We start from the raw sequence: 14,338 nt of genomic DNA on the forward strand, positions 1-14,338 counted from the left end.
ACCGCTCCATTCGAACTCACCGCACACCACACTATGCTCGCCCAACAAAAACAAGCGATCGTTGCCCTGTTCCAGGCCGCCCTGGCGCCGATCGTCGCCGGCACCGACCTTACCCCCAACGTCGTGCTGGAACGCCCGCGCGATCCCTCGCACGGCGACGTCGCCTGCAACATCGCCATGCAACTGGCCAAGCCCCTGAAGACCAACCCGCGCGAACTGGCCACGCGCCTGGTCGCCGCCCTGCTGGCCGACCCGCAGGCCGCCGGCCTGGTCGAAGCGGCCGAGGTGGCCGGTCCCGGCTTCATCAACCTGCGCGTGGCCGCCGGCGCCAAGCAGGCCGTGGTGCGCAGCATCCTCGAGCAGGGCCAGGCTTTCGGCCGCGGCACGGCCGGTGAAGGCCACCACGCCATCATCGAATTCGTCTCGGCCAACCCGACCGGCCCGCTGCACGTCGGCCACGGCCGCCAGGCAGCGCTGGGCGACGCCCTGTCCTCGCTGTTCGAGGCGCAAGGCCACCAGGTGACGCGCGAGTTCTACTACAACGACGCCGGCGTCCAGATCGCCACCCTGGCCACCTCGGTCCAGGCGCGCGCACGCGGCGTCAAGCCGGGCGACGCCGCGTGGCCCGAGTCCGCCTACAACGGCGACTACATCCAGGACATCGCCGATGACTTCCTCGCCAAAAAGACGGTTTCGGCCAGCGACGGCGAACCGGCCACCGCCAGCGGCGACGTCGAAGACATCGAATCGATCCGCCGCTTCGCCGTGACCTACCTGCGCAACGAGCAGGACATCGACTTGCAGGCCTTCGGCGTCAAGTTCGACAACTACTACCTCGAGTCCTCGCTGTACGCCGACGGCAAAGTGGACGAAGCTGTCCAGGCCCTGGTCGACGCCGGCGTCACCTACGAGCAGGACGGCGCCCTGTGGCTGAAGACCACGGATTACGGCGACGACAAGGACCGCGTGATGCGCAAGTCCGAAGGCGGCTACACCTACTTCGTGCCGGACGTGGCTTACCACATGCAGAAGTTCCGCCGCGGCTTCGACCAGGCCATCAACATCCAGGGCAGCGACCACCACGGCACCATTGCCCGCGTGCGCGCCGGCCTGCAGGCCGTGAACATCGGCATCCCGCAGGGCTACCCCGACTACGTGCTGCACAAGATGGTCACCGTCATGAAGAACGGCGAAGAGGTCAAGATCTCGAAGCGCGCCGGCTCCTACGTGACCGTGCGCGACCTGATCGAATGGTCGGGCAACGGCGACATCACGCGCGGCCGCGACGCCGTGCGCTTCTTCCTCATCTCGCGCAAGGCCGATACCGAATTCGTGTTCGACGTCGACGTCGCTTTGAAAACCTCGGACGAGAACCCGGTGTATTACGTGCAGTACGCCCACGCGCGCATCTGCTCGGCACTCGGCAACTGGGGCGGCGACGAGGCCACGCTGGCGAACGCCGATTTGTCGCTGCTCACCACGCCGCACGAAGCGAGCCTGCTGTCGAAGCTGGCCGCCTACCCGGAAATGCTGGCGCGCGCCCAGGCCGAACTCGGCCCGCACCAGGTGGCCTTCTACCTGCGCGAACTGGCCGGCGAACTGCACAGCTACTACTTCGCCCACAAGTGGCTGCTCGACGACGACGAGCCGCTCAAGCTGGCGCGCCTGGCCCTGGCCACCGCCACCCGCCAGGTGCTGCGCAACGGCCTGGCCCTGATCGGCGTGTCCGCGCCGAACAAGATGGAACGCGCGCCCGCCGACGATACGCCGGCAGCCGATCAACCAGCATAAGCATAGCGACCATGACCGCCACTATTCGTTTCCCTTCCCGCCAGCGCGGCAGCACCCTGACCGGCATCATCATTGGCCTGATCATCGGCCTGGGTATCGCGGTGGCGGTTGCGCTGATGATCACCAAGGGCGCCTCGCCCTTCACCGACCGCTCGAACAAGATGGGCCGCCCGGCCGATCTCGACCCGAGCCAGGCCAACGATCCGAACAAGCCGCTGTACGGCAGCCGCGACGCCGCGCGCCAGGCCAACAAGCAGCTGGCCGAACGCGAGGCCGCCAGGGCCGCCGCGCCCGCTCCGGCCCCGGCGCCGGCGACCGAAGCCGATCCCCTCGGCGAAGCCATTGCCGGCATGAGCGAGGCCGCCGAGCGCAAGCCGGCCGCACCTGCCGCCGCTCCGGCGCCGGCCCCCGCGCCAGCCGCCGCCGCGGCCGCACCGAATGCGGCAGGCGCCGCAACGGGCGGCGAAGACCGCTACGTGTACTTCCTGCAGGCCGGCGCCTTCCGCGAAATGTCGGACGCCGAGAACACCCGCGCCAAGCTGGCCCTGCTCGGCTTCGAGGCCGCGATCAGCGACCGCACCAGCGACAGCGGCGTGCTGCACCGCGTGCGCGTGGGCCCGTTCAACCAGGTCGAAACCGTCAACAAGGCGCGCGCCAAGCTGCTCGACAGCGGCATCGACGTCGCCATCGTCCGCAACCAGAAATAACCCTCAGGAGAATTCGATGCACATGCTTCGCCGCCTGCTCTGCAGCGCCCTCGTCCTCGGCTTTGCCGGCAGCGCACTTGCCGCCCCGGGCCCGCAAGCCGCCCCGAAAGAAGGCGTGCAATACCAGGTGCTGCCGCAGAAACAGGAAACCCAGGCCGGCAAGGCGGTCGAAGTCACCGAGTTCTTCGCTTACTACTGCCCGCACTGCGACGCCTTCGAGCCGAAGCTGGCGGAGTGGATCAAGAAGCAGGGCAACAACATCGTCTTCAAGCGCGTGCACGTGCCCGCCGGCCCGCGCGTGGTGCCGCAGCAGCGCCTGTTCTACACGCTCGAAGCCATGGGCCTGCTGGAGCAGTACCACCAGAAGGCCTTTGCCGCGATCCACCAGGGCCGCATGCGCTTTGCCGACGACAACGAAGTGATCGAGTGGGCGGCGAAGTCCGGCATCGACCGCGCGCGCTTCACCGACACCTACCGCTCGATGGGCGTGAGCGGCAAGCTGCGCCACGCCAGCGCGATGATGGAAGCCTACCGCGTCGACCACTGGCCGTTCGTGGCGATCGACGGCCGCTTCGTCACCTCGCCCTCGATGGCGAACCAGGGCGGTTCCGACGCCCAGACCGAAGCCGAGCAGCAGGAGGTGGCGCTGGGGGTGATGGACGCACTGGTCGCAAAAGCCCGCGCGGACAAGAAATGACCCTGGCGGCGGACAAGACATGACCCTCGCGGGTCGGACGGAGCGCGTCTTCATCACCGGCGCCTCGAGCGGCATCGGCGCCGCACTGGCGCGCGAGTACGCCGCGCGCGGCGCCACGCTGGGCCTGGTGGCGCGCCGCGGCGAACTGCTGCGCGACCTGGTCGCCTCGCTGCCCAACCCCGAACGCCACCGCAGCTACGCGCTCGACGTGCTCGACCACGCCGCCCTGGCCGCGGCGGCCGCGGACTTCATCGACGCCTGCGGCGGCGCCGACATCGTCGTCGCCAGCGCCGGCATCTCGCACGGCACCCTCACCGAGCGGCCGGAGGATTTGCCGGTCTTCGCTTCGGTGTTCGCCACCAACGTCAACGCCACCGTCGCCACCTTCGCCCCCTTCATTTTCCAGATGAAGGTGCAGGGCACGCCCTGCCGCCTGGTGGCGGTCGGCAGCGTGGCCGGCGTGCGCGGCATGCGCGGCGCCGGCGCCTATTGCGCCTCGAAGGCCGCCGTGCACGCCTACTGCGAATCGCTGCGGCTGGAACTGAAGCGCTCGGCAATCCGCGTTGTCACCATCGTGCCCGGCTATATCGATACCCCCATGACCCGCAACAATCCGTTTCCCATGCCTTTCCTGATGCCGGCCGGGCGCTTCGCCGCCAGGGCCGTGGACGCCATCGCGCGCGGCGACAGCTACCGCGTGCTGCCCTGGCAGATGGGCGTCGTCGCCAAGCTGCTGCGCGCCCTGCCGAATCCCCTGTTCGACCTGCTGTTCTCGCGCGCGCCGCAAAAGCGCCGCAAGGGGGCCGCATGACGGCCTCCACGATCGCATCCATGCATGCAGCCGACATCGCCGCCCGCTCGCAGGCCGGCGTGGCCGTCGAGGTGGTCGAGGAGACCGGCTCGACGAATGCCGACCTGCTGGCGCGCGCCGCGTCGCTGGACGCGCCGCTGCTGCTGGTGGCGCGCAACCAGACCGCCGGCCGTGGCCGCGCCGGACGCAGCTGGCTGTCCTCCAGCGCGGGCTCGCTGACATTTTCGCTGGCCTGGCGTTTCGAGGGCGGCGTGGGGCGCCTCGCCGGCCTGCCGCTGGCAATCGGCGTGGCGCTGGCCGAAACCCTGGATAAACTCGGCGTGCAGGTCGGCCTGAAGTGGCCGAACGACGTGCTGCGCGACGGCGACAAGCTCGCCGGCATCCTGATCGAAACCCAGAACGCGCCTGGCGGCGGGGTCTGGACCGTGATCGGCATCGGCCTGAATCTGCTGATGCCCGACGAAACCGAGGCCCTGCTCGGCCGCAGCATCGCTTCCCTGCCCTGGCTGGCGCGCATGGACCGCAACGAATTGATGGCGGCCCTGCTCGACGGCCTGGCCGGCGCGCTGCGCGAATTCGAGCGCGCCGGCTTCGCCGCCTTCTCGGCGCGCTGGAACCGGCGCCACGCCTGGCAGGGCCAGACCGTGGTCATCCTCGACGCCGGCAAGACCCTGCACGAAGGCGCCGCCGCCGGTGTCGACGACACCGGACGCCTGCTGCTCGACACGCGCGAAGGCCGCATCACAGTGCTGGCCGGCGACGTGTCGCTGCGCGTGAAAGGCGCGCTCCAGGGATGAACGGCCCCCTGCTCCTGGTCGATGCCGGCAACACGCGCGTGAAGTGGGCGCTGGCCGATGCGCAGGCGCAGCCGGGCGACTGGGCCGCCAGTGGCGCGGCCCTGCACGACGGGCTGGATGTCCTGGCCGAAGAATGGCGCACCCGGCAGGTGGCGCGGGCGATCGTCTCGAACGTCGCCGGCCAGGCGCTGCGCGAACGGCTGGCCGCCCTGCTCGGCCCCATCGAGGTCGAGTGGTTCGCCTCAAGCGCCGAACGTGCCGGCCTGGTCAACGGCTACCGCGAACCGGCGCGCCTGGGCTGCGACCGCTTTGCCGCCGCCATCGGCGCGCGTGCGCTGGCGCCGGAGCAAGCGCTGGTGGTGGCCACCTGCGGCACCGCGACCACGGTCGATGCGGTAACGGGCGACGGCCGTTTCCTGGGCGGGATGATCCTGCCCGGTCTGGCGCTGATGGCCGGCGCCTTGGCGCGCAACACGGCCCAGCTACCGCAAGCGGCGCCGGGCGCGGCACTTCCTCCCCTGTTTGCCGACAATACCAACGATGCGATCGTCTCGGGCTGCCTGTCGGCCCAGGCCGGCGCCATCGCGCGTGCGGTGGCGGGCCATGGCGGCGCCCTGTGCATCCTGTCGGGCGGCGCGGCGCCGATCATCGCACCCGCGCTGGAGGTGACGCACAAGCTGGTCGATAATATCGTGCTGGTCGGCCTGCATGCGGTGGCGCGGGCGGAGGCGGCGCATCGAGGAGCGATGGATGGGAGCTGAAGCGTGGTGAAATTCGTATTTTGGGCTCTGCTGGCGGCGAACGCGCTGCTGTTCGCCTACGGGCGCGGCATGCTGGGCAGCGCCGACGGCGAACTGCGCGAGCCGGCGCGCCTGACGAAACAGCTGGCGGCCGACAAGCTGGTGCTGCTGTCGGGCGAACAGGCGCAGGCGCTGGCGGCCGCCGCCAAGGCCGAGGACGGCCCAGCGGAGGAAGAAGCCGAGGCGGAGGAAGCGCCAGCGCCAGCGCCGGCGCCGCCAGCACCGGCCACGCCCGCCTACGCCTGCCTCGAAACCGAAGCCTTTGCCCCGCCCGATGCGCGCCGCTTCGAAACCCGCCTGGCGCGCCTGGAACTCGGCGCGCGCCAGATGCGCCTGGCCGTGCCCTACCAGGAAGTGACCAGCCACCTGGTCTACCTGCCGCCGAACGGCGGCAAGGAAGGGGCCGAGCGCCGCGTGGCCGAGCTGCGCGAGCGCGGCATCAGCGATTACTTCATCATGCAGGGCGATTCGCCGATGCGCTGGGCAGTGTCGCTGGGCGCGTTCAAGACCGAAGCTTCGGCGCGCACGCTGGCGGCCGAGCTGGCGAAAAAAGGCGTGCAGGGTGTGCGCGTGCTGCCGCGTGGGCCGCAGTCGAACCGGTTTGCCTACCGCTTCCGCGATATCGACGGGCCGATGCGGGCGCGCATCCTCGAGGCCGGGCGGGGGATGGAGGCGACGATTTTGCACATTTGCAAGTGATGTAGGGCCGTCGGTTTGCAGATAGCGATGTGGTGGGTTCGAGAACCCACCCTACGTGGCTTCTCGATTGGCATGGGTGCCATACCGCGTGGACTCGGGAGTCCACCCTACAGAACCGGGTAGGGTGGGTTCTCGAACCCACCAACCGTGCTCATGCACACCACCACGGCAACCGGCACGCCACGTACCCCCGGCGTGCCGAAAAGCCGATTATCGCTTCACCACGATCGGCTTGATCCCCAACCCCGCCGGCAAGCCGCGCGCCGCTTCCTGCGCCGCGGCGCGGCTCTCGAACGGCCCGCCATACAAACGGTTCACCGCCCCGCTCGGCACCACTTCGATCTCGCCCACCGCCAGGCCGGCATCGGCCAGCAGACGGCCCATTTCCTGGGCCTTGTCGGCGCGGCTGTAGGAGCCGAGCTGCAGGTAGAACTGGCCGGAAGCCTTGCCCGCGGCCGTGGCGGCGGCCACGGCCGGCAGCGCCTGGGTCACGGCGGCGCTGTCGGACTGCATGCGGTCTTCCAGCATCAGGGCCGCGATTTCCGGCGGCGCATCGAGTACCGGCGCCACCCGCGCCGGCGCCGCCTGCGCGGCCGAGGTGGCGGCGCGGCGCTCCGCGGCCAGCCGTACTTCGTCGCCCGGGAACAGGCGCTCCAGCTCGACTTCGTGGCTGCCCTTGCCCAGCAGGCCCAGTTTCAGCGCGGCGGTGTACGACACGTCGACCACGCGGCTGGCGTGGAAAGGGCCACGGTCGTTGATGCGCACCACCACCGAGCGCCCGGTGGCCACGTGGGTGATGCGCGCATACGAAGGAATCGGCAGCGTCGGGTGCGCGGCCGTCATCTTGTACATGTCGTAGGGTTCGCCCGAGGAGGTCTTCTGGCCGTGGAACTTCACGCCGTACCAGCTGGCCACGCCCTTCTGGACAAAGGGTTCCTCGTGCAGGATCGGGGTATAGGTCTGGCCGAACACGGAATACGGCCGGTTCGCCCACTTGGCATAGGGCTCGGCCCTGACCACGGCGTCGGGCGTGAATTCCAGCCCTTCCGGGATGTCGGTGCCGGGGCCGTCGTCCTTGTAGTAGCCGCCGCGGCCGGAGTTGGCCGGCGGCAGCTTCGGGTTGATCGACCCGGGCTTGCCGGCCTTGTGCTTCCACGGCAGCGAACCCAGGCTCTTGTTGTCGCCCGTGGTGCCGCAGCCGGTCATCAACGCCGCCAACGCGATGACCACCGGGAGAATTCTCGAAGCGGTCATGCGCGCTTCCTTTCCTAGGTCTGCACCAGCTTGCGGTGCCTTTGTATGCTCATCAATATACCAGCGCCGAGCCCCAGGGTAATGAACGCCGTCCCGCCATAGCTCATGAAAGGCAGCGGAACGCCGACCACGGGAAGGATGCCGCTCACCATGCCCATGTTAACAAAGGCATACGTAAAGAAGATCATCGTGATCGCGCCGGCCAGCAGCCGGGAGAACAGATTCGGGGCGTTGGCCGCAATCATCATGCCGCGGCCGATCAGCAGCAGGTAAATTACCAAAAGAAATAGGTTGCCGACAAGCCCAAATTCTTCCGAATAGACCGAGAACAGGAAATCGGTGGTTTGCTCGGGCACGAATTCCAGCTGGCCTTGCGTGCCCTGGTGGTAGCCCTTGCCGGTCATGCCGCCCGAGCCGATCGCGATCACCGACTGGATGATGTGGAAACCCTTGCCGAGCGGGTCCGAGGTCGGGTCGATCAGCGTCATCACCCGCTCGCGCTGGTAATCGTGCAGCATCGACCAGGCCACCGGCAAACTGGCGGCGCCGGCCACGGCCAGGCCGGCCAGCATCTTCCAGGACAGGCCGGCCAGGAAGATCACGTAGAAGCCCGAGGCGCCGACCAGCAGGGCCGTGCCCAGGTCGGGCTGGCGCGCGATCAGCGTGAACGGGATGATCAGCAAAATCGCCGCCACCACGAAGGACTTCCAGTCGTCCAGCCGCGCCTTTTGCTGGAAGTACCAGGCGATCATCAGCGGCGTGGCGATCTTCATGATCTCCGAGGGCTGGATGTCGACGCCCACGTGCAGCCAGCGGCGCGAGCCCTTCTTGATGATGCCGAACACCGCCACGGCAATCAGTAGCGCAACGCCAAAGGTGTACACCGGCACGGCGAGGCGCATCAGCGTCTGCGGCGGCACCAGGGCCGCCATCCACATGATGAAGAAGGCCAGGATGAAGTTGCGCATCTGCGCCTCGACCCGGCCCGGGAATTCGTGGCCGGCCGAGGACATGGTGATCATGCTGGTGGTGAGCAGCATGAACAGCACCATCGCCAATGGCCAGTCGAACACGGTGAAATACGGTTTCAGGCGGCGGCTCAGCGAGCGCCGCTCGGGATAATAGGCCATCGTTATTCCTTGGTGGTGGCGGCCGGCGCCGTGGCGATCACGCCGGGAGGCGTGGCCGCGGCGGCGGCCGGTGCCGCGGCGGGCGCAGCCCCAGGTGCAGAGGCACGCACCGGCGCCGGCCTGGCGCCGGCTGTCACGGTCGGCGCGGCCGGCGGCGCCGGGCGCTTGCCGAGCAGGTAGTAGTCGAGCGCCTTGCGCGCGATCGGCGCCGCCTCGCCCGCGCCGAAGCCGGCGTTCTCGACCACGAGGGCGATGGCGATCTTCGGCTTGTCGGCCGGCGCGAACGCCGTGTACAGCGCATTGTCGCGGTGGCGCTCGTCGATCGCGTGGGCGTTGTACTTCTGGCCCTTCAGGCCGATCACCTGCGCCGTGCCTGTCTTGCCTGCCGAAATATAGCCGGCATTCGCAAAGGCGCGGCGGCCGGTGCCGTAGGCTTCCTGGGTCACGCCGACCATGGCGCGCTTGATGAAGTCGATGTTTTCCTGCTTCAGCGGGATGCGCCGGCTTTCCTTCGGCGTGGTCAGCGTGCGCTCGCGCGTGGCGCCGTCCTCGATCAGCTTCACCAGGTGCGGCTTCATCACCACGCCGTTATTCGCCAGGTTGGCCACCGCGTGCGCCAGCTGGATCATGGTGTAGTTGTTGAAGCCCTGGCCGATCGAGATCGAGATGGTGTCGCCGCCCACCCACTTCTGGGCCGCGCGGTTGCGCTTGAAGCGGTTCGCCTTCCATTCCTTCGAGGGCAGCACGCCGGTCTTCTCGTGCTCGAGGTCGATGCCGGTGGGCGAGCCGAAGCCGAACGGCGCCATGAACTTGGCGATGTTATCGATGCCCATCTCGTTGCCGAGCTGGTAGTAATAGGTATCGCAGGACTCGGCGATCGAGCGGTACATGTCCACGTAGCCGTGGCCGCCCGGCTTGTCGTCGTTGAAGCGGTGCCCGCCGAGCATGAAGAAGCCGGCGTCGCGGATGCCCTGCTCAGGACGGCGGAATCCCAGTTCCAGCGCGGCCAGCGACATGAAAGGCTTGAAGGTCGAGCCGGGCGGATAGGTGCCCGACAGCGGCCGGTTCATCAGCGGCCGGTCGAGCGAGGTATTCAGCTCGTTCCAGCTCTGGGTGTCGATGCCGTCGACGAACAGGTTGGGGTCGAAGCCCGGGCGCGACACATAGGCCAGCACGTCGCCGGTTTCCGGCTCGATGGCGACGAATGCGCCGCGCCGGTTGCCGAATGCCTCTTCGACCACCTTCTGCAGCTCGATGTCGATCGACAGGATCAGGTTCGAGCCCGGCACCGGCGCGCGGCGCGACAGCGTACGGATCGCGCGCCCGCCGGCCGAACGCTCGACTTCCTCGTAGCCGGTGGTGCCGTGCAGGTAGCGCTCGTACTTCTTTTCCAGGCCTTCCTTGCCGATGTGGTCGGTGCCGTTGTAGTTGGCGGCGTCGTCGCTTTCTTCCAGCGCCGCCGCTTCCTTGGCATTGATGCGGCCGATGTAGCCGACCACGTGCGAGGCGACTTCGCCCAGCGGATACTGGCGGAACAGGCGCGCCTGCACCTCGACGCCCGGGAAGCGGAAGCGCTGGGCCGTGAAGCGCGCCACCTCGTCGTCGGTGAGGCGGGTGCGCAGCGGCACGCTGGCGAAGCTGCGCGACTCTTCCATCAGGCGCTTGAAGCGCTTGCGGTCCTTGGGCTCGACGCTGACGATCTTGGCCAGCTCGTCGATCACCGATTCCAGGTTGGCCTGCAGCTTCGAGGGCGTGATCTCGAGCGTGTAGGCCGAGTAGTTCTGGGCCAGCACCACGCCGTTGCGGTCGACGATCAGGCCGCGGTTCGGCATGATCGGCACCAGCGCGATGCGGTTGTCCTCGGCCTGCGCCATGTACTGGTCGTGGTGGATCACCTGCAGCCAGACCAGGCGCGCCGTAAGGATGCCGAAGCAGACGAACACCAGCACCGCCAGCGCGGTCATGCGCAGGCGGAACTGGTGGATCTCGCGGTCGCTGTCTTTGATTTCAGTCATCTAGCCAAACTCAGATCGGACGGGTATGGTCCCGGTCGACGGCGCGGCGCTGCGGCGCCAGCAGCAGCCAGGAAATCACCGGCCACAGGGCCACGGCCACGGCGCTTTCGACGAAGTGCAGCCAGCCGGCGAAGCGGCCGGTGGCGAACACGTGCACCAGCGACTGGATCGCCTGGGCCAGCAGCAGCAGCGGGAACACGTGCAGGGCTTGCGTCAGCACCGGGAACCACAGCACGCGGCGGTGGATCATGATCGACGCATACGACAGCAGCGTATAGGCCAGGGCGTTCTCGCCCAGCAAGGTAGCGTCGTGCACGTCCATCAGGAGGCCCATGCAGAAGGCGACGCCGATGCCGACCTTGCGCGGCTGGTGGATGCCCCAAAAGACCAGCACCAGCGCCACGAAGTCGGGCGCGCCGATCCAGCGGCCCCAGGGCAGCAGATTGAGCATGAAGGCGCAGGTCAGGCTGAACGCGATGAACAGCGGGCTGACCGGCAGCAGGATGTAATGGGGACGGTTGGCGGGCATTTACGCACCCTCCTTGCGGACGGCCGGCTGGTTCGGTTGGACGGCGGCGGTGGGCGCGGCGCCGGGGCGGGCCGCGCCTTGCGCAGCCGGTGCGGGCGTGGTCGCAGGGGCGGTTGCAGGCGCAGCCGGGGATGCGCCTGCAGGCGTCCGTGCCGCGCCGCTTGCGGGACGCTGGCCGGCGGCGTTGGCGGGCGCGGTGGCCGGCGCAGCCGCCGGTGTGGCTGGACGCTGCCCGGCGCCCTGCGCGGCAGCGCCCGCCGGCGTGTTACCCGGCGCGGCGGCGCCCGGCGTGCCGACGCCCGGCAGCGCCGGCACGCCCGCGGTGCCGTTCGGATTCGCCGCCGGCGCCTGGGCCGGCAGCGGCGTGGCGGGCAGCGGCGGCAACGGCACCGGGTCCATCTTCGGCAGGTTGCGGCGCGCCCCGGACTGGGCCGGCAGGTGCGGCACATCGGCGGGACGCGGCTCGCGCGCCGCCTGCGACATCACGATCAGGAGCTGGCGATTGCGGTCGATGCCGGCCAGCGGCTGGCACACCACGCGGCCAAAGGCGCCGGCGGCCACGCTTTCCACCTGCACCACCCTGGCCACGGCCAGGCCGGCCGGATAGATGCCGTCCAGGCCCGAGGTGATCAACACGTCGCCGACCTGGATGTCGGCGTTCGGCGCCACGAAGCGCAGGTCGAGCACGCCCGAGTGGCCGCGGCCATAGGCCACGCTGCGCAGGCCCGAGCGCAGCACCTGCACCGGAATGGCCTGGTCCTTGTCGGTCAGGAGCGTGACTTCGGAGGTGAACGGGAAGACGCGGGTGATCTGGCCGACCACCCCGAGGTTGTCGATCACGGGCAGGCCGAGCTGCACGCCGTTGCGCGTGCCGCGGTCGAGCACGATGCGGCGCGTCGACGGGTCGCGCGTGTCGTACAGGATCTCGCCCATGATGGCCTGCACCGGCAGGTGCTCCCTGGCGTCGAGCAGGCGCCGCAGGTGGGCGTTCTCGGCCATCTGGAGCTGGGCCTGCTGCATGGCCTGGGCCTGGGTCACCTGCTGGTTCTTGAGCGCGACCACTTCCTTCTGCAGGCTGGCGATCGAGGAGAAATAATCGCCCATGCCGTACACGGCGTCGCGCGGCATCAGCGCGGCCATCTGCAGCGGATAGAGCACGGTGGCGGCCACCTGGCGTGCGGCGCCGAGCAGGTGCATGCGCGCATCGACCACCAGCAGCACGATCGACACCAGCGCGAACACCGTCACCTTCACCCGCGCGGGGGCGCCCTGTTTGAAAAGCGGCGGAGGACTGTATTCCATGACTTTCGATTAAGACCGGGCGAACCCGATAACGGAATAGGCGAATGGGCAGGGGCACGGCGACGCCGTTCCACTGCCCACGCTTTTTTCTCGACAACCGGCCGGTGCGGCCGCTGCAGGGCGCGCTTCCCGGCTTACTCGTACGAGAAGATCGAGCCCAGCTTGTCGTTGTGATCGAGCGCCATGCCCGAGCCGCGCACCACGCAGGTCAGCGGGTCTTCGGCCACCAGCACCGGCAGGCCGGTCTCTTCCATCAGCAGGCGGTCGAGGTCGCGCAGCAGTGCGCCGCCGCCGGTCAGCATCATGCCCTTCTCGGCGATGTCGGCGCCCAGTTCCGGCGGGGTCTGTTCGAGCGCGTTCTTGACGGCCGAGACGATGTTGTTCAGCGGGTCGGTCAGCGCTTCCAGGATCTCGTTACTCGAAATCGTGAAGGCACGCGGGATGCCTTCGGACAAATTGCGGCCCTTGACTTCCATTTCCTTGACTTCCGAACCCGGGAAGGCCGAACCGATGGCCTTCTTGATCGCCTCGGCGGTCTGTTCGCCGATCAGCATGCCGTAGTTGCGGCGGATGTAATTGACGATGGCTTCGTCGAACTTGTCGCCGCCCACGCGCACCGAGCCCTTGTAGACCATGCCGCCCAGCGAGATGATGCCCACTTCGGTGGTGCCGCCGCCGATGTCGACCACCATCGAGCCGGTGGCGTCCGAGACCGGCAGGCCGGCGCCGAGGGCGGCGGCCATCGGCTCTTCGATCAGGAACACCTGCGAAGCGCCGGCGCCGAGCGCCGATTCGCGGATCGCGCGGCGCTCGACCTGGGTCGAACCGCAAGGCACGCAAATGATGATGCGCGGCGACGGGCGGAAGAACTTCGAATCGTGCACCATGCGGATGAACTGCTTGAGCATTTCTTCGGTGACGGTGAAGTCGGCGATCACGCCGTCCTTCATCGGGCGGATCGCCTCGATGTTGCCCGGCACCTTGCCCAGCATCTGCTTGGCCTTCTGGCCGACCGCCTGGATCGTTTTCTTGCCGTTCGGGCCGCCTTGCTGGCGGATCGCCACGACCGACGGTTCGTCCAGCACGATGCCCTGGCCGCGCACGTAGATCAGCGTATTGGCGGTACCCAGGTCGATGGCCAGGTCGTTCGAGAAGTAGCTGCGTAAAGAACCAAACATGTGTGTCCTGATGCGCGTTAGCCGCGCCTAACAATTAATCGGGAGTGTTCTTGCCGCGTCGGCCCTGCCAGCGCCCGGCGGTCTTCGTATAGCTGATTGGCCGCGCTCATTCGGCGCCGACCACGCATTAGCCCGCCATTCTACCTTATAATTTACCGATTAAACGCTGAAAACAGGTGGTTTTACCCCCTAGTTCTTGAAGCGAGATCGACGGTATTAGCAAGGTTTTATCGACCGTAGCACGCTGTTCAACATCGTGTGCCGCCATATCGTTATTCGCCCAACCACACTTTGAACGCGGCCCCGGCCGCGCCCTTTGCCATGTCCCTGACTCTTTCAGACGTAAAACGGATCGCCAACCTGGCCCAGCTCGATATGGACGACGCCCACGCCGAAACCGCGCTGTCCGAGCTGAACGGCATTTTCGCCCTGGCCGAACAGATGCAGGCGGTCGACACCACCGGCGTCGCGCCGCTGGCGCATCCGCTGGCCGCGATCCTGGCCCTGCCGCTGCGCCTGCGCGAAGACGAGGTCACGGAAGACAACCGCCGCGACGCCTACCAGGCGCCGGCCCCGAAGGCCCAGGACGGCTTGTACCTGGTGCCGAAGGTGATCGAGTAATCCTGCC

At 68.3% G+C, this 14,338-nt stretch carries 14 protein-coding genes; 8 read left to right on the forward strand and 6 right to left on the reverse strand.

Going from position 1 to position 14,338, the window contains the following annotated elements; genetic code table 11:
* Window positions 1–33 precede the first annotated feature (33 nt).
* From argS to LK540_RS15460, 7 genes are read left to right on the forward strand one after another with little or no spacing between them, the layout of a single operon-like run.
* Complete coding sequence (gene argS, locus LK540_RS15430; RefSeq protein ID WP_229438189.1) at window positions 34–1,791, forward strand: arginine--tRNA ligase; 1,758 nt, start codon at window positions 34–36, stop codon at window positions 1,789–1,791.
* Between the two features lie 11 nt (window positions 1,792–1,802).
* Entirely contained in the window at window positions 1,803–2,498 is a 696-nt protein-coding gene (locus LK540_RS15435) for an SPOR domain-containing protein (RefSeq protein ID WP_229438190.1), read from the forward strand.
* Between the two features lie 16 nt (window positions 2,499–2,514).
* Window positions 2,515–3,195 (forward strand): thiol:disulfide interchange protein DsbA/DsbL, encoded by a 681-nt coding sequence (locus tag LK540_RS15440; protein WP_229438192.1) that lies wholly within the window; start codon window positions 2,515–2,517, stop codon window positions 3,193–3,195.
* A gap of 19 nt (window positions 3,196–3,214) precedes the next feature.
* Complete coding sequence (locus LK540_RS15445) at window positions 3,215–4,006, forward strand: SDR family oxidoreductase (protein ID WP_229438193.1); 792 nt, start codon at window positions 3,215–3,217, stop codon at window positions 4,004–4,006.
* Window positions 4,003–4,803 (forward strand): biotin--[acetyl-CoA-carboxylase] ligase, encoded by an 801-nt coding sequence (locus LK540_RS15450; protein ID WP_229438194.1) that lies wholly within the window; start codon window positions 4,003–4,005, stop codon window positions 4,801–4,803. Before LK540_RS15445 ends, LK540_RS15450 begins: the two co-directional genes overlap by 4 nt.
* Window positions 4,800–5,564 (forward strand): type III pantothenate kinase, encoded by a 765-nt coding sequence (locus tag LK540_RS15455; RefSeq protein ID WP_229438195.1) that lies wholly within the window; start codon window positions 4,800–4,802, stop codon window positions 5,562–5,564. Before LK540_RS15450 ends, LK540_RS15455 begins: the two co-directional genes overlap by 4 nt.
* 6 nt (window positions 5,565–5,570) lie before the next feature.
* The gene (locus LK540_RS15460) at window positions 5,571–6,302 is read left to right on the forward strand and encodes an SPOR domain-containing protein (protein ID WP_229438196.1); all 732 of its coding nucleotides are present in this window, start codon (window positions 5,571–5,573) and stop codon (window positions 6,300–6,302) included.
* A 210-nt stretch (window positions 6,303–6,512) separates the two neighbouring features.
* Here the strand turns inward: LK540_RS15460 and LK540_RS15465 are convergent, their stop codons facing one another.
* From LK540_RS15465 to LK540_RS15490, 6 genes are all read right to left on the reverse strand, one after another.
* The gene (locus LK540_RS15465) at window positions 6,513–7,556 is read right to left on the reverse strand and encodes a septal ring lytic transglycosylase RlpA family protein (protein ID WP_229438197.1); all 1,044 of its coding nucleotides are present in this window, start codon (window positions 7,554–7,556) and stop codon (window positions 6,513–6,515) included.
* Window positions 7,557–7,570: 14 nt separating this feature from the next.
* Window positions 7,571–8,686 (reverse strand): rod shape-determining protein RodA, encoded by a 1,116-nt coding sequence (gene rodA, locus LK540_RS15470; protein ID WP_229438198.1) that lies wholly within the window; start codon window positions 8,684–8,686, stop codon window positions 7,571–7,573.
* Window positions 8,687–8,688: 2 nt separating this feature from the next.
* Entirely contained in the window at window positions 8,689–10,701 is a 2,013-nt protein-coding gene (mrdA, locus tag LK540_RS15475) for a penicillin-binding protein 2 (RefSeq protein ID WP_229438199.1), read from the reverse strand.
* A 10-nt stretch (window positions 10,702–10,711) separates the two neighbouring features.
* Window positions 10,712–11,230, reverse strand: a complete 519-nt coding sequence (gene mreD / locus LK540_RS15480; RefSeq protein ID WP_229438200.1) for a rod shape-determining protein MreD — start codon at window positions 11,228–11,230, stop codon at window positions 10,712–10,714.
* The gene (gene mreC, locus LK540_RS15485) at window positions 11,231–12,532 is read right to left on the reverse strand and encodes a rod shape-determining protein MreC (protein ID WP_229438201.1); all 1,302 of its coding nucleotides are present in this window, start codon (window positions 12,530–12,532) and stop codon (window positions 11,231–11,233) included.
* 134 nt (window positions 12,533–12,666) lie between these two features.
* Window positions 12,667–13,710, reverse strand: coding sequence for a rod shape-determining protein (locus tag LK540_RS15490; protein WP_229438202.1), 1,044 nt, complete (start codon window positions 13,708–13,710; stop codon window positions 12,667–12,669).
* Between the two features lie 321 nt (window positions 13,711–14,031).
* Here LK540_RS15490 and gatC point away from each other — a divergent pair, with 321 nt between their 5' ends.
* Window positions 14,032–14,331, forward strand: coding sequence for an Asp-tRNA(Asn)/Glu-tRNA(Gln) amidotransferase subunit GatC (gene gatC / locus LK540_RS15495; protein WP_229438203.1), 300 nt, complete (start codon window positions 14,032–14,034; stop codon window positions 14,329–14,331).
* Window positions 14,332–14,338: the final 7 nt, after the last annotated feature.

Source organism: Massilia sp. IC2-278 (assembly GCF_020708045.1).
In the GTDB taxonomy this organism is placed as follows: Bacteria; Pseudomonadota; Gammaproteobacteria; order Burkholderiales; family Burkholderiaceae_D; genus Telluria.

What these genes read in the sequence shown, in the direction of transcription:
- argS (WP_229438189.1), top strand. Translation starts at nt 34, where the DNA reads ATGCTCGCCCAACAAAAACAAGCGATCGTTGCCCTGTTCCAGGCCGCC.
- LK540_RS15435 (WP_229438190.1), top strand. Translation starts at nt 1,803, where the DNA reads ATGACCGCCACTATTCGTTTCCCTTCCCGCCAGCGCGGCAGCACCCTG.
- LK540_RS15440 (WP_229438192.1), top strand. Translation starts at nt 2,515, where the DNA reads ATGCACATGCTTCGCCGCCTGCTCTGCAGCGCCCTCGTCCTCGGCTTT.
- LK540_RS15445 (WP_229438193.1), top strand. Translation starts at nt 3,215, where the DNA reads ATGACCCTCGCGGGTCGGACGGAGCGCGTCTTCATCACCGGCGCCTCG.
- LK540_RS15450 (WP_229438194.1), top strand. Translation starts at nt 4,003, where the DNA reads ATGACGGCCTCCACGATCGCATCCATGCATGCAGCCGACATCGCCGCC.
- LK540_RS15455 (WP_229438195.1), top strand. Translation starts at nt 4,800, where the DNA reads ATGAACGGCCCCCTGCTCCTGGTCGATGCCGGCAACACGCGCGTGAAG.
- LK540_RS15465 (WP_229438197.1), bottom strand. Translation starts at nt 7,556, where the DNA reads ATGACCGCTTCGAGAATTCTCCCGGTGGTCATCGCGTTGGCGGCGTTG.
- rodA (WP_229438198.1), bottom strand. Translation starts at nt 8,686, where the DNA reads ATGGCCTATTATCCCGAGCGGCGCTCGCTGAGCCGCCGCCTGAAACCG.
- mrdA (WP_229438199.1), bottom strand. Translation starts at nt 10,701, where the DNA reads ATGACTGAAATCAAAGACAGCGACCGCGAGATCCACCAGTTCCGCCTG.
- mreD (WP_229438200.1), bottom strand. Translation starts at nt 11,230, where the DNA reads ATGCCCGCCAACCGTCCCCATTACATCCTGCTGCCGGTCAGCCCGCTG.
- mreC (WP_229438201.1), bottom strand. Translation starts at nt 12,532, where the DNA reads ATGGAATACAGTCCTCCGCCGCTTTTCAAACAGGGCGCCCCCGCGCGG.
- LK540_RS15490 (WP_229438202.1), bottom strand. Translation starts at nt 13,710, where the DNA reads ATGTTTGGTTCTTTACGCAGCTACTTCTCGAACGACCTGGCCATCGAC.
- gatC (WP_229438203.1), top strand. Translation starts at nt 14,032, where the DNA reads ATGTCCCTGACTCTTTCAGACGTAAAACGGATCGCCAACCTGGCCCAG.